At 64.1% G+C, this 20,532-nt stretch carries 19 protein-coding genes; 6 read left to right on the top strand and 13 right to left on the bottom strand.

The features are described from left to right. Positions 1-8 precede the first annotated feature (8 nt). The 9 genes from hflC to RN347_RS06885 form a co-directional block, all read right to left on the bottom strand. Positions 9-920: a protease modulator HflC gene (hflC, locus tag RN347_RS06925; RefSeq protein WP_263584344.1), complete on the bottom strand. Its 912-nt coding sequence runs from the start codon at positions 918-920 to the stop codon at positions 9-11. Further along, on the bottom strand, positions 921-2,204 hold the full coding sequence (gene hflK / locus RN347_RS06920) for an FtsH protease activity modulator HflK (protein ID WP_263584345.1): 1,284 nt from the start codon (positions 2,202-2,204) through the stop codon (positions 921-923). It abuts the gene before it with no gap. 120 nt (positions 2,205-2,324) lie between these two features. After that, a complete protein-coding gene (gene hflX, locus RN347_RS06915) occupies positions 2,325-3,635 on the bottom strand; it encodes a ribosome rescue GTPase HflX (RefSeq protein ID WP_311960663.1) in 1,311 nt (436 codons plus the stop codon). 33 nt (positions 3,636-3,668) lie between these two features. Next, entirely contained in the window at positions 3,669-3,917 is a 249-nt protein-coding gene (gene hfq / locus RN347_RS06910) for an RNA chaperone Hfq (RefSeq protein WP_263584347.1), read from the bottom strand. Between the two features lie 182 nt (positions 3,918-4,099). Then, positions 4,100-5,038: a tRNA (adenosine(37)-N6)-dimethylallyltransferase MiaA gene (gene miaA / locus RN347_RS06905; RefSeq protein WP_263584348.1), complete on the bottom strand. Its 939-nt coding sequence runs from the start codon at positions 5,036-5,038 to the stop codon at positions 4,100-4,102. A gap of 24 nt (positions 5,039-5,062) precedes the next feature. Further along, entirely contained in the window at positions 5,063-6,976 is a 1,914-nt protein-coding gene (gene mutL / locus RN347_RS06900) for a DNA mismatch repair endonuclease MutL (protein ID WP_311960662.1), read from the bottom strand. 81 nt (positions 6,977-7,057) lie between these two features. After that, positions 7,058-8,515 carry an N-acetylmuramoyl-L-alanine amidase gene (locus tag RN347_RS06895; protein ID WP_311960661.1) on the bottom strand — a complete coding sequence of 486 codons (1,458 nt, stop codon included), beginning with the start codon at positions 8,513-8,515 and terminating at the stop codon, positions 7,058-7,060. Positions 8,516-8,546: 31 nt separating this feature from the next. Next, positions 8,547-9,005 (bottom strand): tRNA (adenosine(37)-N6)-threonylcarbamoyltransferase complex ATPase subunit type 1 TsaE, encoded by a 459-nt coding sequence (tsaE, locus tag RN347_RS06890; protein ID WP_311960660.1) that lies wholly within the window; start codon positions 9,003-9,005, stop codon positions 8,547-8,549. Between the two features lie 9 nt (positions 9,006-9,014). Further along, positions 9,015-10,532, bottom strand: a complete 1,518-nt coding sequence (locus RN347_RS06885; protein ID WP_311960659.1) for an NAD(P)H-hydrate dehydratase — start codon at positions 10,530-10,532, stop codon at positions 9,015-9,017. 177 nt (positions 10,533-10,709) lie between these two features. Here RN347_RS06885 and queG point away from each other — a divergent pair, with 177 nt between their 5' ends. Further along, positions 10,710-11,816 (top strand): tRNA epoxyqueuosine(34) reductase QueG, encoded by a 1,107-nt coding sequence (queG, locus tag RN347_RS06880; protein ID WP_263584353.1) that lies wholly within the window; start codon positions 10,710-10,712, stop codon positions 11,814-11,816. Between the two features lies 1 nt (position 11,817). Here queG and orn read toward each other — a convergent pair whose 3' ends face one another. Then, positions 11,818-12,387: an oligoribonuclease gene (orn, locus tag RN347_RS06875; protein ID WP_263584354.1), complete on the bottom strand. Its 570-nt coding sequence runs from the start codon at positions 12,385-12,387 to the stop codon at positions 11,818-11,820. 94 nt (positions 12,388-12,481) lie between these two features. Between orn and rsgA the strand changes: the two genes are divergently transcribed. From rsgA to asd, 3 genes are read left to right on the top strand one after another with little or no spacing between them, the layout of a single operon-like run. Next, positions 12,482-13,513 carry a small ribosomal subunit biogenesis GTPase RsgA gene (rsgA, locus tag RN347_RS06870; RefSeq protein ID WP_263584355.1) on the top strand — a complete coding sequence of 344 codons (1,032 nt, stop codon included), beginning with the start codon at positions 12,482-12,484 and terminating at the stop codon, positions 13,511-13,513. Positions 13,514-13,525: 12 nt separating this feature from the next. Then, on the top strand, positions 13,526-14,368 hold the full coding sequence (locus RN347_RS06865; protein ID WP_263584356.1) for a sulfurtransferase: 843 nt from the start codon (positions 13,526-13,528) through the stop codon (positions 14,366-14,368). A 49-nt stretch (positions 14,369-14,417) separates the two neighbouring features. Further along, positions 14,418-15,275: an archaetidylserine decarboxylase gene (asd, locus tag RN347_RS06860; RefSeq protein ID WP_311960658.1), complete on the top strand. Its 858-nt coding sequence runs from the start codon at positions 14,418-14,420 to the stop codon at positions 15,273-15,275. Here asd and RN347_RS06855 read toward each other — a convergent pair. Next, on the bottom strand, positions 15,265-16,020 hold the full coding sequence (locus RN347_RS06855) for a TetR/AcrR family transcriptional regulator (RefSeq protein WP_263584358.1): 756 nt from the start codon (positions 16,018-16,020) through the stop codon (positions 15,265-15,267). The two genes, asd and RN347_RS06855, sit on opposite strands and share 11 nt — an antisense overlap. A gap of 60 nt (positions 16,021-16,080) precedes the next feature. On the opposite strand from RN347_RS06855, the gene RN347_RS06850 reads away from it, so the two are divergent. Beyond that, positions 16,081-17,244 (top strand): HlyD family secretion protein, encoded by a 1,164-nt coding sequence (locus RN347_RS06850; RefSeq protein ID WP_311960657.1) that lies wholly within the window; start codon positions 16,081-16,083, stop codon positions 17,242-17,244. Beyond that, positions 17,241-18,791: a DHA2 family efflux MFS transporter permease subunit gene (locus RN347_RS06845; RefSeq protein ID WP_311960656.1), complete on the top strand. Its 1,551-nt coding sequence runs from the start codon at positions 17,241-17,243 to the stop codon at positions 18,789-18,791. Before RN347_RS06850 ends, RN347_RS06845 begins: the two co-directional genes overlap by 4 nt. A 4-nt stretch (positions 18,792-18,795) precedes the next feature. Here RN347_RS06845 and epmA read toward each other — a convergent pair whose 3' ends face one another. Continuing rightward, positions 18,796-19,776 carry an EF-P lysine aminoacylase EpmA gene (epmA, locus tag RN347_RS06840; RefSeq protein WP_311960655.1) on the bottom strand — a complete coding sequence of 327 codons (981 nt, stop codon included), beginning with the start codon at positions 19,774-19,776 and terminating at the stop codon, positions 18,796-18,798. Positions 19,777-19,859: 83 nt separating this feature from the next. Then, a complete protein-coding gene (gene efp / locus RN347_RS06835; RefSeq protein ID WP_263584362.1) occupies positions 19,860-20,426 on the bottom strand; it encodes an elongation factor P in 567 nt (188 codons plus the stop codon). Positions 20,427-20,532: the final 106 nt, after the last annotated feature.

Genomic DNA, 20,532 nt, shown 5'->3' with positions numbered 1-20,532 from the left:
CCCAACGCTTATTCGTCGCCCGCACCGGCGTTTTGGCTTGCGCCATTGTCCTGGTCGGGGCTTCGCAGGTAGCGGAAGAAGTCGCTATCCGGCTCCAGCACCAGCATGTTGCCATCGTCGGCGAAGCTCGTGCGGTAGGCGTCCAGACTGCGCCAGAAGGAGAAGAACTCCTGGTCCTGACCGTACGCCTGGGAGAAGATCGCCGCGGCTTCCGCATCGCCTTCACCGCGCAGGGTTTCGGCGCGCTCGTTGGCCTGAGCGAGCAGTACCTGACGGCGGCGGTCGGCGTTGGCGCGAATACGCTCCGCCTCTTCCTGGCCCTGAGCGCGCCACTCGCGGGCCTCGCGCTCGCGCTCGGAGCGCATGCGCTGGAAAACCGCCGCGGAAACGTCGTCGGGCAGATCGATTCGCTTGATGCGAATGTCGCGTATCGCCACGCCCAGCTCTTCACGCATGAGGTTGTCGAGCTCTTCGGTCGGACCGATCATCAGGTCATCACGGCGCTCGGCGATGATTTCCTGAAGGTTCAGTCGGCCAAACTCGTTACGCAGGCTCTCGTCCACGCGGGGCTGGATCAGGCGAATCGCCATCATCTCATCGCCGGCGGTGGCCTCGTAGTAGCGGGTCGGATTGACCACCTGCCACTTGACGTAGGAGTCGACGATGACCGCCTTCTGCTCGAGAGTCAGGTAGCGGCTGGTATCGGTGTCCAGCGTCAAAAGCCGGGTATCGAACTTGCGGATCGTCTGGGCGATCGGCATTTTCGCGTGCAGGCCAGGCTGAATGTTCTCCTCGACGACCTCACCAAAGCGCAGCTTCACCGCACGTTCGGTCTCGTCCACTACGTAGAGGGTATTACTGGCAAGCCAGGCGATGGCGGCCAGGCCACCGACGATCAGCAGGGATCGGTTGTTAATCATTTAGCGGCCCTCCCTGCGAATGGTGCCATTGTTAGACGACGAACTGTTGCTGCTGCCCTGAGTGTTGCGCAGGGTTTCGAGCACCGACGGGTCGATCTGTTCATCGTTCTGGTTCGAGGTGCTGGCGGCACGGTTGCCACCGCCGCTGCCACTACGCAGCTGATCCAGCGGCAGGTACATCAAGGGCGCATTGTCGCTGACGTCCAAAAGCACCTTGGGCGTGTTGCCGTAGACCTCTTCGAGAGTGTCCAGATACATACGCTCACGCATGATCTCGGGGGCATTCCGATACTCGCCTACCAGTGCGGTGAAGCGGTTCGCCTGACCCTGGGCTTCGGCGACCACGGATTCACGGTAGCCCTGGCCCTGCTCGACGATACGCTGTGCCTGACCCTGAGCCGCCGGGATAATGGCGTTGGCATAGGCCATGCCTTCGTTGATCGTACGCTGGCGATCCTCGCGGGCACGAATGACGTCGTCGAAGGCGTCGATGACCGGCGCCGGTGCGGAGGTCGATTCGATGTTGATGGTCTGCAGACGAATACCGGCACCGTAGGCGTCCAGATAGGTTTGCAGGCGGCTAGCCACGGAGCTGCCGAGAATCTCACGGCCCGAGGTCAGGATATCGATCATGTCGGTACCGCCCACGACGTGACGCAGCGAGGAATCCAGCGCGTTTTCGATCGAAAGCGACGGGTTACGCACGTTGAGCACGAAATCACGCGGGTTGGAGACCTGATACTGAGCGGATATCTCGACCTCGACGATGTTCTCGTCGCGGGTCAACATCGACTGGGTTTGCGATACCGAACGCACGCGGGTCACGTTGACCATACGCACGTCGTCGATCAAGGGCGGGTTCCACTGCAGGCCCGGCTCGACGATGCCCTGGTACTCACCAAAGCGAAGCACGACGCCGCGCTCGGACTGATCCACGAGATAAAACCCCATGGCCGCCCAAATCGCCAGTGCAAGTACGATCAACAGCCCCGGCAGCGCGAAGGAGTTGCGCGGCTTGCCGCCGCCGCTTTGGCCGCCGCCGTTGCCGCTTTTCTTGCCGCTACCGCCGAGCATGCCGTTGAGCTTTTGCTGGAACTTCTTCAGCGCCTCGTCCAAATCCGGCGGTCCCTGATTGTTTCCGCCGTTATTGTTGCCGCCGTTGTTGCCCCCATTATTGCCGCCGTTACTTCCCCCGTTCGGGCCACGGTCATCCTTGCCACCGCGTCGGCCACCGCCACTCCAGGGGTCATGCTGGTTGCCACCACCAGGCTCATTCCAGGCCATACTTCGTCTCCACTAAGGTGTTCACCTGCACGCGGCCCCGCGTGAGAGCGAGGCCGCCGTGCTTATAATATTATTGCTTTAAAAAATCCTTGTGCCGTTTGCGTGGCGTCTATCGATACGCTACCACTCATCGGTCACTTGTAGCGACTCGGGCAAGTAGGTATTGGCACGCTCACCAAGCTGAGCCATTAGCTGATTGAAATCGCGCCTGGGCAGGCGAACATCCAACACCGAGCGGCCGTTCTCATCAAACGCTTCTTCGCGCACGGCGTTGAGCTCGTGAAGGCCCGCTCGAAGCTTACCCTGCTCCGGTGAGAGCGTCAGCGAAAATCCGATGACGTCGTCGGCCAGGCGCTGTGAGAGCGCTTCGTGCAAAAGATCGAGACCCTGGCCATTTTGCGCGGAGAGCCAAACCACTTCCGGGCGCCCGCTATCGTCGCGCTCGATGCGCGGGGCGCTGTCGAAGCGGTCGATCTTGTTCATCACCTTGAGCACCGGCACGTCGTCGGCGCCGATCTCCTTGAGCACGCGGTCCACCTGCTCGACGTTGAGCTCGCGATCCGGATCCGCCGCATCGATCACGTGAATCAAAAGTGATGCTTCGGCGGCTTCCTGGAGCGTTGCCTGAAACGCCTCGACCAGCTTGTGCGGCAAATGACGAATGAAGCCGACGGTATCGGCCATCACGATCGGCCCGACGTCGTCGATTTCCAAACGGCGCAGGGTGGGATCGAGCGTGGCGAAAAGCTGATCGGCGGCGTACACCTTAGCATCGGTGAGCACGTTGAAAAGCGTTGACTTGCCGGCGTTGGTATAGCCGACCAGCGAAACGCTGTGAATCTCGGCGCGAGAGCGCGCGCGGCGGTTCTGTTCGCGCTGGCTGCGCACCTTGTCAAGGCGCTTGTGAATCGCCTTGATACGACCTCGCAGCAGGCGGCGGTCGGTTTCGAGCTGGGTTTCACCCGGTCCGCGAAGACCGATACCGCCTTTCTGGCGCTCGAGGTGGGTCCAGCCGCGCACCAGGCGCGTGGACATGTATTCAAGCTGGGCAAGCTCGACTTGCAGCTTACCTTCGTGGGTACGGGCTCGTTGAGCGAAGATATCGAGAATCAAACCCGTGCGATCGAGCACGCGGCACTTGAGCTCGTGCTCGAGGTTACGCTCTTGCGAGGGACCCAGGCTGTGATTGAAGATCACAATCTCCGCCTCATGGGCGGCGAGCAAGGCTCTTAGTTCGTCGAGCTTGCCCGACCCGATGAACGTGCGCGGGTCAGGACGCTGCCGGCTGGCCGTCAGCAGTGTCGCGGGTTCGGCTCCGGCAGAGCGTACAAGCTCGAGGAACTCACCCGGGTCTTCTCTGGCCTGTTCATCGTAAAAGTCAACGTGAACAAGCACCGCCGTTTCACCGGCGTCTGGGCGTTCAAAAAACAATCAATACCTCATGTCTTTCAGGCTATCCACCGCTTAGAGGTCCGCTTCAGGAGCGGCCGGGTCCTGGGCCGGCAAACGTACGTTGCGCGACGGCACCACGGTGGAAATAGCGTGTTTGTAAACCATCTGGCTCACGGTATTACGCAAAAGGATCACGAACTGATCGAAGGATTCGATCTGGCCCTGAAGCTTGATACCGTTGACCAGAAAAATAGAAACCGGAATACGTTCCTTGCGCAAGATATTCAGGTACGGATCCTGGAGGGACTGCCCTTTGGACATGCTGCTTCTCCCTAAAACTGTCTGGAGTGGGTTGTTAAATGGCGCGCCAGGGGCGCTACCGCAATCTTATTGCCCGAAAGGCTGGGTGTTACCACTAAATGCTACAACCGGGTATTAAAACCAGGCGTTACGAATGTCGTCGAGGGCTTTTAAAAACGCGCTCACGAAAACACTATCTTACGCTAAGCACCGCTTTCGCGCACGATTTTCAGCACCTTATCGTCAAGACCCAAAGCGCTTGAATCGATCCAGTGAAGTGACGGCCAGCTTCTCAACCAGGTTAGCTGACGTTTAGCGAGCTGGCGAGTAGCAATGATGCCGCGCTCGCAAAGCGTATGCTCGTCGTATTCACCTTCCAGGTGCTCCCAGGCCTGCCGGTAACCGACGCTCTTCATGGCCGGCAGGTCCTTGTGTAAGGTACCTCGCTTTCTGAGGGCGGCCACCTCGTCTATCAAGCCCTCGGACAACATTGTTTCAAAACGCCGCGCGATTCGCTCGTGCAGAACGCGGCGCTCGGCGGGCGCGAGACCTATCGACACCACGCGGTATGGAAAGTTTTCGACGCGCTGCTCGGCCCAGAGCGCGCTCATGGGCCGACCGGTAATGCGGTGCACCTCCAGCGCACGCAACAGCCTCTGAGGGTCGTTGGGGTGAATGCGCTGGGCGGAGACCGGGTCGACCTTTTCAAGCATCGCATGAAGGCCGCTCAAACCCAGCGCCTCGCGCTGCGCGTCCAGCTCCCGGCGCACGGTTTCATCCGCGGCGGGCAGATCCGCGACGCCTTCAAATAGGCGCTTGTAGTAGAGCATGGTGCCGCCGACCAGCAGCGGCACGCGCCCCGCCGCGGTAATTTGTCGCATCTCATTCAGGGCGTCGTCGCGAAAATCCCCCGCCGAATAGGGCGCTTCCGGTTCGCGGATATCGATCAGGCGGTGCGGCGCACGAGCAAGCTCCTGCTGACTCGGTTTGGCGCTGCCGATGTCCATGCCGCGATAGACCATGGCCGAGTCGACGCTGATCAGCTCGCAGCCCAGGCGCTCGTGTAGAGCGATCGCGGTGTCGGTCTTGCCCGCCGCGGTCGGGCCCATCAAAAAAATCGCCAAAGGGCGTGTGTCGACCATGGCCGAAAGACTCCGTATCGAGGGCTACTGGCCGCGTAAAAAGAGCTTGTCCAGCGCCTTCATGCTCATTTGTGTCCAAGTGGGCCGGCCGTGATTGCACTGATCGCTTCGTTCGGTGCGCTCCATGTCGCGCAGCAGCGCGTTCATTTCATCGAGGGTCAGCCGGCGATTGGCGCGCACGCTGCCGTGGCAGGCCATGGTGGATAAAAGCGCGTGCAGCCGCGCCTCGACCTGGTGGCTCTGGCCAAAACTCGAAAGCTCCTCGAGCACTTCGCGAATCAGTCCTTCCGGGTCGGCGCCGCTCAGCAGTGCCGGCAAGCTGCGTACCAGAAGCGTCTCCGGGCCTGCGATGTCGAGCTCCAGGCCCAGCGCGGCAATCGCCTCGTGCTCGCTCTCCGCGGTGGCCACCTCCTGACCACTGGCGGCGAGCGACACCGGCACCAGCAGCGGCTGTGTATCCACCCCCTGGCGGGCCATCTGGACTTTCATGCGCTCATAGACGATGCGCTCGTGGGCGGCGTGCATGTCCACCAGCACCAGTCCGTGAGCGTTCTGAGCCAGAATGTAGATACCGTGAAGCTGGCCCAGCGCGAAACCGAGCGGCGGCGCACTGGTCGGGTCGCTCTCCGGCATCGCCACCGGCGCTTCGCGCACCTGATAAGAGTCAGAGCGCTGCTCGGGAGACGGCTGCGGCGTGAGCAGGCTCTCTTCGTGATCCGGGTGCAGCGCCTGATAGCCCTGCATGAAGCGGCGCACGCGCTCGGCGCCGGGGTGGCGCGCGGGGCCCTCGCCGAGCGCCATGCCCTGCTGCTGCCAGCGCGGCGTGGGCTCATCTGGCGCGGCGGCATTACCGTCGGCCGTTGGCGACGCCTCAGGCGCCGGCGGCTCGTCGCCCTCGGCGCTGGCATCAAAGGGCTTCGAAGCCGCCAGGCAGTGGTGCAGGCTCGAGTAGAGAAAGTCGTGCACCATGCGCGAGTCGCGAAAACGCACTTCGTACTTGGTCGGATGGACGTTGACGTCGACCACGTCCGGGTCGAGCTCGAGATAGAGCACGAACACCGGGTGGCGGCCGTTGTAGAGCACGTCGCGGTAGGCCTGGCGCACCGCGTGGGCCACCAGCCGGTCGCGCACTACCCGCCCGTTGACGAAAAAGTACTGCTGATCCGCCTGGGCGCGCGAATGCGTGGGCAGCCCCACCCATCCACTCATCTTGAGCCCGCCCGCCTCGCGTTCGATATAGCGGGCGTGCTCGATGAAATTCTTGCCCAGAAGCGAAGCGATGCGCCGCTCCCGTGCGGCGGCGGAGTCGCCGGCGGGCAGCTGATGGACGGTTTTTTGATTGTGCCGCAGCACCCAGGTGACGTCGTAGCGCGACAGCGCCTGGCGGCGAAACGCCTCCTCGACGTGGGCGAACTCGGTCTTTTCGGTGCGCAGAAACTTGCGCCGGGCGGGGGTATTGAAGAACAGATCGCGCACCGCCACGCTGGTGCCCTTGGGGTGCGGCGCCGGGGCGACTCGCGCCTCCATGCCGCGCCCTTCGGCGACGACGCGAAAGCCGCGGGTCGGGTCGTCGCTGGCGTTGGAGACGAGCTCGAGGCGCGACACCGAGCTGATCGAGGCCAGCGCCTCACCGCGAAAGCCGAGCGAACTCACGCCCTCCAGATCCTCGAGGCTCTCGATCTTGCTGGTCGCGTGACGGGCCAGCGCCAGCGGCAGATCCTCCTCGCCGATGCCGATGCCGTCGTCACGCACGCGCACCAGGCGCGTGCCGCCCTGCTCGATCTCGATTTCGATGCGTCGGCTGCCCGCGTCGATGGCGTTTTCCATCAGTTCCTTGGTCACCGACGACGGCCGCTCGACCACCTCGCCCGCGGCGATCTGGTTGGCAAGCCGCGGGTCGAGCACGTGGATCCGCGGGGTTCGACCTTGTTCAGACACTCATCACCTCACGTTCTCAAGCCTGGTTTTCACGCCAGGCTCTCAACTTACGCTCTCACTGCATTTTCTCAAGCCAGGTTCTCAGGAGCCGGGAATGCGCAGCACCTGGCCCACGCGGATGACGTCGCCATTCAGGTCGTTGACCTGACGGAGCTGGTTCACCGGCACGCCGTGGCGAAGCGCGATCGTCGAGAGCGTATCGCCGGACTGAATGCGGTACTCGTTGCCGGTCGGCGCGCGCTGGTTGTCGCGCTGCCAGGCAAGCAGACTCGCCGGCGGCGGGTTGCGCTCGAAGTGGGCGCGCAGGCCGCCAAAGATCGCCTGGGCCAGCGTGTGCTGGTAGGTCGGATCGCGTAGCTTTCGCTCCTCGTCCGGGTTGGAGATGAAGCCAGTCTCGATCAGAAGCGACGGGATGTCCGGCGACTTCAGCACCATAAAGCCTGCCTGCTCGACGCGCGACTTGTGCAGCCGGTTGATCCGCCCGAGCCGGTCGAGCACCTCACCACCGATGGCGAGCGAGTCGTTGAGTGTTGCGGTCATGGTCAGATCCAACAGCACCCCGCGCAGCACCTGGTCCTTGTCGCGCAGCGACAGCGACCCGTCCACCCCGCCGATCAGGTCCGAGCGGTTTTCGCTGTCGGCAAGCCACTGGGCGGTTTCCGAGGTCGCGCCGCGCTGCGACAGCGCAAATACCGAACTTCCCTGAGGGCGCGGGCTGGAAAAGGCGTCGGCGTGAATCGACACGAAGAAATCCGCTTTCTGCTCGCGGGCGAGCTGGGTGCGCTGACGCAGGCCGATGTAGTAGTCGCTATCGCGGGTCAGGACCGCCTTGAAGCCCTGGGTTGCATTGATGTCTGCAGCCAGGCGCTTGGCAATATCGAGTACGACGTCCTTTTCGCGGGTGCCGCTGGGGCCGATCGCCCCCGGATCTTCGCCCCCGTGACCGGCATCGACAGCAATGATGATGTCGCGACGCGGATGGGGCTGGGCGGGCTGGACCGCCGTGGGGGCGCGCTCGGCCACCGGCGCATCCGGCGGTGCGATCGCCTGGGCCTGAGCGGTGGCGCGCTGAGCCTGGATCTCCTGTTCGCGGATCATCGCCTCGATCGGGTCGATGGGGTTTTCGACCGCGCTTTCGCCGGGGTACTCCAGATCCACCACCAGCCGGTGGCCGTACTGATCGTTCGGCGCCAGCATGAAGTGGCGCGGGGTGATCGCGCGGTTGAGCTCGAGCACGACGCGCAGCCCGCCGCCGTCGAGCCTTCCCGTACGTACCGCATCGATGGCGCTGTCATTAAGCGGCAGCGTCGAGGCGTCGGTGTCAAGCTGAGTGTCGTCGATATCGATGACCAGCCGTGACGGGTTGTCCAGCGAAAAGACGTCGGCGCTGGCGGCGCCGGAGAGATCGAACACCAGCCGCGCGTGGTCCGGCGCCGCCCACAGGCGCATGCTTTCGACCGTCGCGGCCTGAAGGGACGCCGATAGCGCCAAAGTACCGAGCACGGTTGCCTTGAGCAGACGTTTGAATGGGCTACTCATTTCCATTGATTCACACCACTTTTGCGGTTTATCACGTAAACGCCTTCACGTTGGCGAGCACCTGCTCGCCCCACGGGCTCTTTGCCGTCAGCGTGGCCGTTCGTCCCTGGGCGGCCACGCTCAATTCGATGTGCACGTCGGCGCCGGGCAGCCAGCCGGCGCCGCGGCTGGGCCACTCGATCAAACAGAGCGCCTCGTCACTTAAAATGTCGCGACCGCCGATGAACTCGAGCTCTTCGGGGTCGCCAAGACGGTACAAATCGAGATGATACACGCGCCGGTCGCCGAACTCGTAGGGTTCGACCAGCGTGTAGGTCGGGCTTTTCACCGCGCCCTGATGGCCATAGGCGCGCAGGATGCCGCGGGTGAGTGTGGTTTTCCCCGCGCCCAGCTCGCCTTCGAGATACACCCGTCCGCGCCCTTCGAGCGCGCGCCCCAGCGCCTCGCCAAAGGCGACATGGGCGTTTTCGTCATTCAACTGCACCTGCATGGAAGGCCTTCACGGGTTGATCAAAATGCGTGCATAGGATGCCAGATCGCTTGCCAGCAAGCCACGCTCGCCGTGCTCTTTTGCCGCCGCGTCGCCGGCCAGTGCGTGCACCATGACGCCCAGGCGCGTCGCAAGCTCGAGATCGTCGAACTGGGCGACGAGCGTGCCGAGCATGCCGCTGAGCACATCGCCCATGCCGCCACAGGCCATACCGGGGTTGCCGAACGGGCACACCACCAGGCCCCCAGGCCCCGCGATCAGGCTACCCGCGCCCTTGAGCACCACGATTCCGCCCCGGCTTCGCTGCAGCGCGCGGGCAGCCGCCGGCCGGTTGGCCTGCACCTCAGCGGTGGAGCAGCCCAAAAGCCTTGCCGCCTCGCCCGGATGCGGTGTGAGCACCCAGTTGTCGCGAGAAAGCCCCGGCCAACGCGCCGCCAACACGTTGAGCGCATCGGCATCGACGACCAACGGCGCATCCGTCTTGAGCGCAGCCTGCAGCACCGCCTGCCCCCAGGCGCCCTCGCCCATTCCCGGGCCAACCACGATGACGTCCGCCATACCCGCAAACGCGAGGGCATCGGCGCCGCCGGTCACGCTGCGGGCCATGACCTCCGGGCAGCACGTCAGGCTTGCGCTAACGTGCTCGGCGGCGGTGGCCAGACTGACCTTGCCGGCGCCCAGCCGCGCCGCCGCCTGGGAGGCCAAAAGCGCAGCGCCGCCAAAGCCCGGCGCGCCGCCCATCACCAGGACGTGGCCGAAAGCGCCCTTGTGCCCGGCGCGGGGCCGGGGCGCGAAGGCCGGCGCCAGCCAGCTCTCGTCCAGGCGCCAGGCGGCGGGCACGATATCGAAAAAGGCCTGGGCCTTGACCCCGAGCGCGCGAAAATCGATTTCGCCGGTGTAGCCCGGCGCATCGCCGGTGTGAAGGCCGATCTTGTCGCCGATGAACGTCACCGTGCAGTGGGCGTGCACCGCGGCGCCCTGTACCGCGCCGGTATCCGCCGCGATGCCCGACGGCACGTCCAGCGCCAGTACCGGTTGCCCTGCGCGATTGATGTCGTCGATCACCGCGCGCGCCTCGCCTTCGACCGGACGCGAAAGCCCGGTGCCGAACAGCGCATCGACGATCACCTCGCCGGTCAGCGCCATGCCTTCGCGGTAGCGCTCAAAGCCTACACCGGCGGCGCTGGCAAGCTCGGCGGCGCGGACAACGTCGTTTTCAAGCGACTCGAGTGCGCGGGTCGATATGCGCTGCACCTTGAGCCCGGCCTGCATGGCAAGCGCCGCGAGCACGTGGCCGTCGCCGCCGTTATTACCGCTGCCGCACACCACGGTGACGCTTTTCGCCTGGGGCCAGCGCGAGCGAAAGCTGTGCCAGGCGCTGGAAGCGGCGCGCTGCATTAGCGCAAAGCTTTCGATGCCGGCGGCGATGGTGCGCCGGTCGAGCTCGCGCACCTGGGCGGCCTTGTAAAGCGGGCGCAGGGCCTCGACGGTAAGCGCGGGGTTGAGCGTCTGGCCTGAAATCGACACGAAAGCTCCTTATGCTATCGGTAAAGGGTCGGTGAACGGGGTCTGGCCCACAGTATTGATCGACACAGTATGGATCGAAACGCATGGCCGTGTCGTCAAAACGACTTATGGGGTAGCATAGCGCGCCCGTGCTTTGCCGTTTCATTCACCTGCCACACTCATCTATGTTGATCCACCATGGCGACACCCACCGCTTCACTCTCTGTCGATGAACTCGAACGTCTGGCGTCGCTGATCAAGACCTGGGGGCGCGAGCTCGGCTTTCAGCAGATCGGCATCACCGATACCGACCTTGGCGAGCACGAAGCGCATCTCGAGGCCTGGCTCGATAACGGCTATCAGGGCGAAATGGCCTACATGGCCAAACACGGCACCAAGCGTACCCGCCCCGCCGAGCTCGAACCCGGCACCCGACGGGTGATCAGCGCGCGCATGGACTACCTGCCGCCGGAGGTCGAAACCACCAGGGTGCTCGGCCAGGGTCGGCTTGCCTACGTCTCGCGCTACGCTTTGGGCCGCGATTACCACAAGCTGATCAGAAAGCGCCTGGCCACGCTTGCCAAGAAGATCGAGCAGGAGGTGGGCGCGTTTGGCTACCGGGCGTTCGTCGACTCGGCGCCGGTGATGGAGCGGGCATTGGCGCAGAAGGCGGGGCTTGGCTGGTTCGGCAAGAACGCCATGCTGTTGAACCCGAAAGCCGGGTCGCTGTTTTTTCTTGGCGAGCTCTACACGGATCTGCCGCTGCCGGTCGATGCGCCTTTCGACACCGAGCACTGCGGGCGCTGCAACGCCTGCCAGACGGCCTGCCCTACCGGCGCCATCGTCGATGACAAGATCATCGACGCCAACAAGTGCATCTCGTATCTGACCATCGAGCTTCACGGCGCGATCCCGCTCGAGTTTCGCCGCGCAATGGGCAACCGGGTCTACGGCTGCGACGACTGCCAGCTGGTCTGCCCTTTCACCCGCTTTACCAGGGCGAGCGCGGAGGAGGACTTCGCCCCCCGCCACGACCTGGACCGCGCCTCGCTGATCTCGCTGTTCGCCTGGAGCGAAGAGGAGTTTCTCGACAAGACCGCCGGCAGTGCCATTCGCCGCATCGGCTTCGAGCGCTGGCTGAGAAACCTGGCGGTGGGGCTGGGTAACGCCCCCTGGAGCCGTGAGGTGGAAGCCGCGCTCAGGGCCCGGCGCGCCTACCCAAGCGCGCTCGTGCGCGAGCACGTCGCCTGGGCGCTCGCCGAGCAGCGACAAAAGCGCGGCGCGCGCATCGCCTCCGCCGTCTAGATTACTGCCCGGCGTCGGCTTTCAAGAACGTCTTGCGGTAGTGGGCAAGCTCGGCGATCGACTCCTTGATGTCATCCATCGCCAGGTGTACGTTCTTCTTGCCAAACCCTTCGAGCGCCTTCGGGTTCCAGCGCTTGGCCAGCTCCTTCACGGTAGAGACGTCCAGGTTGCGGTAGTGGAAAAACGCCCAGAGCGAAGGCATTTCGCGTTCCAGAAAGCGCCGGTCCTGGTGGATGCTGTTGCCACACATCGGCGAGGTGCCGGGTTCGACATAGCGGCTTAAAAACGCCAGCGTCTCGCGCTCGGCCTGGGCGGTATCCACCTGGCTTGCCTTGACCCGGGAGACGAGGCCGGACTCGCCGTGGGTTTTCTGGTTCCAGTCGTCCATGCCGGCGAGCAGGCGATCACTCTGATTCACCGCGATCACCGGGCCTTCGGCGACCACGTTCAGGTCAGCGTCGGTGACGAGCGTGGCGACCTCGATGATGCGCTCCTTGTTCGGGTCGAGTCCGGTCATTTCCAGGTCGATCCAGACGAGCAGGTCGCGGCGCGGGGCAGTCGTGTCAGGCATGGTGTTCTCCAAAGCGGGGATCAGGGCGGCGGGGTCGTTACCCGCGCCACGTTAACAGGTACACTAACGCCATTGTACCGATCATCAGGTGGTCATGAGCAAACGTAAATTAAGCCGCCAGCAGCGCTGGCGGGTCGAGAAGATCCAGGCCGAGCGCGCCAACCGGGCGCAAAAGCGCGAAACCGACGATAGCGAAAAGCTCGCCGCCGGCGAATACGGCGCCGAGCAGCCCGGGCGCGTGATGGCGCACTTCGGTCGCACGCTCGAGGTCCGCGATGCCGAAGGCACCCCGGTGCGCTGCCACCTGCGCGCCAATCTCGAAGGTCTGGTCACCGGCGACCGGGTGATCTGGCGCGCCGGCCAGGAGGGCTCCGGCGTGGTGGTCGCCCGCGTAGAGCCTGAGAGCGTGCTCAAGCGCCCGGACGCCCGCGGGCTCTTGAAGCCGGTGGCGGCCAACATCGACCAGATTTTGATCGTTTTCGCCGTCGAGCCCGCCCCTCACCCCAATCTGATCGACCGCTACCTGGTCGCCGCCGAGGCGACCGGCATCGCGCCGGTGCTGGTGCTCAACAAGACCGACCTTTTACCCGATGACGGCGGCGAGCTCGGCGCGCTGCTGGAGCGCTACGCAGGCCTTGGCTACCCGGTGGTACGCACCACGACGGCCACGGACGAAGGCCTGAGTGCGCTTCGCGAACAGCTCAATGGCCGCACCTCGGTGTTCGTCGGCCAGAGCGGCGTAGGCAAGTCATCGTTGATCGATTTGCTGCTGCCCGAGGAGTCGCTCAGGATCGGCGCGCTCTCGGAGGATTCGCGCAAGGGCACGCACACCACCACTACCGCCAGGCTCTACACCATGAACGCCCGTGAGGTGGAGGATGGCGAGCTGATCGACTCGCCCGGCATTCGCGAGTTCGGGCTCGTTCACCTGAGCGAGCAGGAAGTGACCGACGGCTTCATCGAGTTTCATCCCTTTATCGGCCACTGCCGCTTTCGCGACTGTCGCCATCGCCAGGAGCCTGGCTGCGCTTTACTTGACGCCGTCGAGGCAGGCAAGATTCATCCTGAACGTTTTGCCAGCTACCGGCGCATACTCGATAGCCTAAGCGCCCCAGGCGCCCAATGACAGGAGCGGTTCATGAGTGCTGAACACCCATCCAGCGAAGCCAACGTGTTGCCCTTGATCGTCGAGCCAGGAGAGCTTGCGGCCAAACTGGACGCCCCCGGGCTTTTGATCATCGACGTGCCGGCCAACCCGGACAGCTACCGCCAGGGCCACGTGCCGGGCGCGGTGTATCTCGACTTTCGTTACCTGCTGCGCGGCGAGGGCCCGGTGCCCAACGACGTGCCGGACGTGGGCTTTCTCTCACAGCTGTTCAGCGCCCTGGGCCTGACCCGCGATACCCACGTAATCGCCTACGACGACGAAGGCGGCGGCTGGGCGGCGAGGCTTCTCTGGACGCTGGAGCTCATCGGCCACACCCGCTACTCGTACTTGAACGGCGGTATTCACGCCTGGCGCGACGAAGGCCTCGATGAGAGCCAGCAGCAGACTCTCCCCACGCCTTCCGAGTACCACGCCGAGATTCTCAATCCGCAGGTGCTGATCACCTGTGACGAGATCAAGGGCAAGCTCGAGGATCGAAATTTTGCGGTGTGGGACGCGCGCTCCAGGGGCGAGTACGACGGCGAAAAAGGCAACAACAAGCACCTGGGCCACATTCCGGGCGCGGTGAACATGGACTGGGTCGACGCCATGGACCGAAAACGCGCGCTTCGCATTCGCGACTACGCCGAGCTTGTCACCGAGCTCGAGGCGATGGGTCTGACCCCGGACATGGAGATCGCCACCCACTGCCAGAGCCACCACCGCAGCAGTTTTACCTGGCTGGTCGGCAAAGCGCTCGGGTTCAACATTCGCGGCTATGCCGGCTCCTGGGGCGAATGGGGCAACCGCGACGACACGCCGATCGAAAAGTAGTGCCCGCCCCGCGCCGGGATGTTTGATCCTCTGACGAAAAGAACGCCACGTGACGCTATCTCAAAAAGCTTTTTCGCTGCTTCAGTACCCGCTTCCGCACCACGCGATCTCGCGGCTGACCGGCGCCTTCGCCCAAAGCGAAACGCCCTGGCTCAAGAACGCGCTGATCAAGGCGTTCATCAAGCGCTTCAACGTCGACATGAGCCAGGCCCTGGAACCCGACCCGACGGCCTACCCCCACTTCAACGCGTTCTTTACCCGCGCGCTCAAAGCGGATGCCCGTCCGCTCGGTGACGGCCTCTTGAGCCCTGCGGACGGCGCGCTTTCGCGCCACGGGCGGATACAGGCTGGCCAGCTTTTGCAGGCCAAGGGCCACACCTATTCGGCACAGACGCTTCTGGGCGGCGACGCGGTACTTGCCGAAGAGTTCATGGGCGGAAGCTTCGCCACGGTGTATCTGTCGCCAAGCGACTATCACCGCGTGCACATGCCCCTGACCGGCACGCTTCGCGAGATGATCTACGTGCCCGGGCGCATCTTTTCGGTCAATCAGGCCACGGCTCGCCATGTGCCGAATCTGTTTGCCCGCAACGAGCGGCTGGTGTGCATTTTCGATAGCCCCCAGGGGGCGTTTTCGATGGTGCTGGTCGGCGCGATGGTGGTGGCCGCGATCGAAACCGTGTGGGCGGGCCAGATCACGCCGCTGGCAGGCACGCCGCAGCGCACCCGCTTCGAGCAACCGATCACCCTCGAGCGCGGCGAGGAGATGGGGCGGTTCAAGCTGGGCTCGACGGTGGTGATGTGCTTCGAGAAGCCGGTCGATTTCGACGACCTGGCGCCGGAGACACCGGTCCAGATGGGCCAGCGTTTGGCCGATACGCCCGCTATCACGCCGGTCAGCGCCTGACACCCTCCAGAAAGATCGCTGCGCAGTGTCGGGCCCGGGCGTTGCAGCGCGCCTCGTCGATGGCCAGGTCCCGGCCGAGCAGCGCATTGATGTGCCACTCGCCCATTAACATGCCCATGAAAATGCCCGCCGCCTCCCGGGGCGCCTCGAGTGCCAACCTCCCCTGCTCAACCTGATCACTTAGATAGTCCGCCAGCGCCTCGCGGGTACGGTCCGGGCCGCGTACGAGAAACAGCTCGCCAAGCGCCGGGGCGCGCTCGGCCTCGAACGCAAGCCCGCGCATCAGCCGAATGACGCCGGGGTCGAACACCAGCATCAGCATGCGCCGGCCAAGTTCAAAAAGGACCTGCTCCGGCGCCTGGCGGTCGCGCCGCCCCGCCTCGATCACCGCCCAGGCGGTCTCGATATGGCGCTCCATCGCCGCGGTGAATAGCCCCTCCTTGCTGCCGAACTGCTTGTAGAGCGTGGCGAGCGACCCGCCGGCGCGGGCCACCACGTCGTTCACGCTAGCCCCGGCATACCCCTGTTCCAGAAACACGTCTCTTGCCGCATCCAACAGCCGCTCACGTCGTGCTACGCCCCGGGGGATCCGGGCATCACTATTTTCCTCTGCTTCCACTGTCCTTTCCGCTCCCATCGACTTGTTCTTTTCGCGACGCCTGGTCGGCACATTAAAGCTACCCGGCGCCACCGACAAAAAAACTGCGCTGATCTCGCAGCGCTGGATATGTAGTGTAGCATTCATTACACTATTGATCCTTATCCTTTCGGCACGCGGCCGAAACGTTCCAACTCAGGAGTAGCCATGGCTCAGGGCGACGTTCAAGGCGATACCGCCAACCTTTCCCACGGTGCGCCTACCGCGCAGGCCAAACCTAAAAAGCGCGGGCGACAATGGCTCTTGTTGGTCATCGGCCTGATCGCGCTGGTCGCGTTGGGCTGGTGGCTCGTCGGCTGGTGGCAGGTGGGCCGGTTCATGATCGACACCGACAACGCTTACATACGCACCGACAGCGTCGCAGTGAGCGCGGAGCTTTCGGCGCGGGTGGTCGATGTGGCGGTGATCGAGAACCAGGCCGTTGAGCAGGGCGATCTGCTCGTGCAGCTCGACGATGCCAGCTACCGCGACCAGCTCAACCAGGCCCGAGCGCAGCAGGCCGTGGCCGCGGCGTCGTTTGCCCAATCCCAGCGCCAGGTGGCGCTGCAGCAAGCCGCCATCGACCAGGCGCGCACTCAGGTGGATGCCGCCCAGGCCGACGTCGACCGTGCGCGCTCGCACCTTGCGCGCTCGTCGTCGCTGGCCGCCAACAACTACGGTTCGCGCCAACAGCGCGAGGACGACGAGAGCGCGCTGCGCGTGGCCGAGGCCAACCTGGCCAGCCGCCGCGCCGCCGTCGTTTCCGCCGAGCGCCAGCTGGCGGTGGCCGAAAGCGACGTTACCCGCGCCGAGGCAAGCCAGGAGGCCGCCGCCGCCGATCTGGCCTACGCCCAGCACCAGCTCGACAAGACCCGCCTCACCGCCCCGCGCGACGGCGTCATCGGCAACCTGCGGGTCAAAACCGGCGCGCTTGCACAGCCGTCGCTGACGCTGATGCAGCTCGTGCCCATCGAGTCGGCCTACGTCAGCGCCAACTACAAGGAGACCCAGCTCGAGCGCATCCGCCTGGGCCAACCTGCCGCCGTTCATCTGGACGCCTACCCGGACATCACCTTCGAAGGCGTGGTCGAGAGCCTGTCGCCGGCCACCGGCACCGAATTCAGCCTGCTGCCTCAGGACAACGCCACCGGCAACTTCAACAAGATCGTGCAGCGCGTGCCGGTGCGCATTCGCGTGACCGGGCCTCGTGAGTCACTCGGCCTTTTACGTGCCGGCCTTTCTGTGGTGCCCGAGATCGACACGCGTGACCTTGATCCCGAGCGCGACGATCGAAAAACCAACGCCCCGTCCGACGTTCAAGCGACACCATGAGCACGACCTCCCCACCAGGCCGCCAGGGCGTCAGCGACATGCCGCCCTGGCCGCAGCGTATCGGCTTCATCGCCGCGGTATTCGGCATGTTCATGGCGATTCTGGATATCCAGATCGTCGCCAGTTCGCTCACCGAGATCCAGTCCGGGCTCTCGGCGAGCCAGGATCAGATCTCCTGGGTGCAGACTTCGTATCTGATTGCCGAGATCGTGATGATTCCGCTGTCCGGCATGCTGATGCGCATTCTCTCCACGCGGGTCGCCTTCACCCTCTCCTGTGCGGGATTTACCCTGGCAAGCCTGGGCTGCGCGCTGGCAGGCTCCATCGAGCAGCTGATCGTGCTGCGCGCCATTCAGGGCTTCATGGGCGGGGCGATGATCCCGATCACCCAAGCGATCAGTTTCTCGATCTTCCCGCGGCGGGTGATGGGCAGCGTGCAGGCGGTGATCGGCATGGTGGTGACCATGGCGCCATCGATCGGCCCGACCATCGGCGGCTACATCACTGAAACCCAGAGCTGGCACTGGCTGTTTCTGGCCAACGTGATTCCCGGCATTCTGGTGTGCTGGGCGGCCTGGAATTTTCTGGATATCGACAAGCCCAATCACGCGCTTGCACGCCGGCTCGACGTGATCGGGCTTGCCCTGATCGCGCTGTTTCTCGGCTCACTGGAGTTCGTGCTGGAAGAGGGCCCGGGCGAGGACTGGTTCGCCAGCCACGAGATCGTCCTGTTCAGCCTGCTCTGTTTGGTCACGGGCGTCTGGTTCTTTACTCGAACGCTGAGAAGCGCGCACCCGATCGTCGACCTGCGCGCCTTCGCCAACCGCAACTTCGCCATTGGCGCGGGCATGGGCTTTATCATCGGCATCGCGCTTTACGGGCTGGTCTACATCATGCCGCTGTTCTTCGGCTACGTGCGCGGCTATTCGAGCCTGCAGATCGGCCAGGTGATGTTCGTCACCGGGGTGACGATGTTCTTCTGCGCGCCGCTGGTCGGTAAGGCCACCAACCATCTGGACCTGCGCTTGTTGCTGTTCGCGGGCTTTCTGCTGGTCGGCGTCGGCACGATGATGAATGCGAACCTCACCGTGGAGTCCGGCTTTTGGCAGTTCTGCCTGCCGCAGATCGTGCGCGGCATGGGGCTGATCATGTGCATCATTCCCGCCTCACGCATTGCGCTCGGCACGCTGCCGGCCCAGGAAGTCGGCAACGCCAGCGGGCTGTTCAACGTGATGCGCAACCTCGGCGGCGCCGTGGGGCTGGCGCTCATGGATACGGTGCGCGACATTCGCGAGGACTTTCACTGGAATCAGCTGATTCCGGCCATCGATACCAGCCGCGAGGTGGTCGTGGCCGAAATCGCCAAATACGAGGCGATGCTCTCGGGCGCCGTCGCCGATGCCCACCAGGCGGCCATCGGACTGATCGCTCAGCGCGTCTCCCAGCAGGCCCAGGTGCTCGCCTTCAACGACATCTTCACCTGGCTGGGGCTTGTCTACATCGTCACGGTACCGCTGGTATTTCTGCTCAAGCGCATCCGCGCCTGAACTTTCAGCAGCGGGGCGTGGCGAACGCGAGCACCTCTTCCAGGCGGTGCTTGCCAAGCGCCAGCTGAATCAGCCGGTCGATGCCCAGCGCTACGCCAGCGCCTTCGGGCATGCCGTGTTCGAGCGCGGCTAGAAGCCGCTCGTCGATGGCCACCGGCGCAAGGCCGAGTCGCTCGCGCGCGGCGTTATCCTCGATAAATCGCGCGCGTTGCTCAGAGGCGTCCGTCAGCTCGTCGTAGCCGTTGGCAAGCTCCAGGCCCTCTACGTAGAGCTCGAAGCGCGAGGCGACCCACTCGCCGTCATCATCCTGGTGGCGGCGGGCCAGGGCCGCCTGGCTTGCCGGGTAGTCCATCACCACGCTGATTTCGTCACGACCAAGCGTCGGCTCGATCACCACGCTCATCAGTAGATCCAGACACGTATCGCGTGGCTCTGCCGCCAGATGCCCCGCCGGCATGTGGCCGCGCTGCTCGGCCAGCCGGCGCAGCCCATCGAGCGGCGCGGTGAACGGGTCCAGGCCAAGGTGACGCTGGAACAGCGCGCGGTAGCCGTAACGTGCAAGTGGCAGGTTGGGTGCGTGCAGCAGCGCCTTGATCAGCGCGGTCGTTTCCTCGATCAAATCGACCAGGGTGAAACCCGGGCGGTACCACTCGAGCATGGTGAACTCGACGTTATGGCGTGCGCCCACCTCGCCATCGCGAAAGCTTCGCGCCAACTGAAAGATCGGCCCGCTTCCCGCGGCCAAAAGCCGCTTCATGTGAAACTCCGGCGAGGTTTGGAGCCAGAGCGTGCGCGACTCCATGCCGGTCAGCGCGCGGGTCGAAAGCGACGCCAGATGCACGTCGGTGCTGCCGCCCTGACCGAGTACGGGCGTCTCTACCTCCAGCACGCCGCGCTCGGCAAAGAAGGCGCGTACTCGGGTCAGCAGGCGCGCACGCGCCTTGAGCGTTTCGATCTCCGCGCTGGGGCGCCACTCGATGGCCATTGCCGTATCCTTAAAAAATAAAAGCCACGCATCGGCGTGGCTTCAAGGTGGGGCTCGGCGAATGGACGACGAGCCGGGTAACATCACGCGCGCGAGACGTACTCGCCGGAGCGGGTATCGACTTTCAACACTTCGCCCTGGTTGATGAACAGCGGTACGCGCACCACGGCACCCGAGGAGAGCGTGGCCGGCTTGGAACCGCCCTGGGCGGTGTCGCCCTTCAGGCCCGGGTCGGTCTCGACGACTTCGAGCTCGATAAAATTGGGGGCCGATACGGCAATCGCTTTGTCATTCCACAAGGTAACGGTATAAGCCACCTGCTCTTTCAACCATTTGGCCGTGTCGCCCAGCGCTTTTTTCTCGACCGCGTACTGCTCGAAGGAGCCGTCGGTCTTCATGAAGTGCCACATGTCGCCGTCGGTGTAGAGATACTCCATCTCGAGTTCCATGACGTCGGCGCCTTCCAGCGATTCGCCGGACTTGAAGGTACGCTCCCAGACGCGGCCGGTCATGAGGTTACGCAGCTTCACGCGGTTGAACGCCTGGCCCTTGCCGGGCTTAACCAGTTCGTTGTCGACGATCGAACACGGGTCGCCGTCGAGCATTACTTTCAAACCGCCCTTGAATTCGTTGGTAGAATAGTTCGCCATGATCTCTCTCACTAATCGGTTGCTGAATAACGCATATCGACGCTGCGGTTAGGCACCTTTTTAGCGATGCCTTGAACAAGTGCGCGCATGATAACCCGAAGGAGGA

Source organism: Halomonas sp. PAMB 3264, from assembly GCF_031954245.1.
Taxonomy (GTDB): Bacteria; Pseudomonadota; Gammaproteobacteria; order Pseudomonadales; family Halomonadaceae; genus Vreelandella.
The sequence above is the reverse complement of the archived record's forward strand: the minus strand, read 5'-3'. Positions and strand labels throughout refer to the sequence as shown.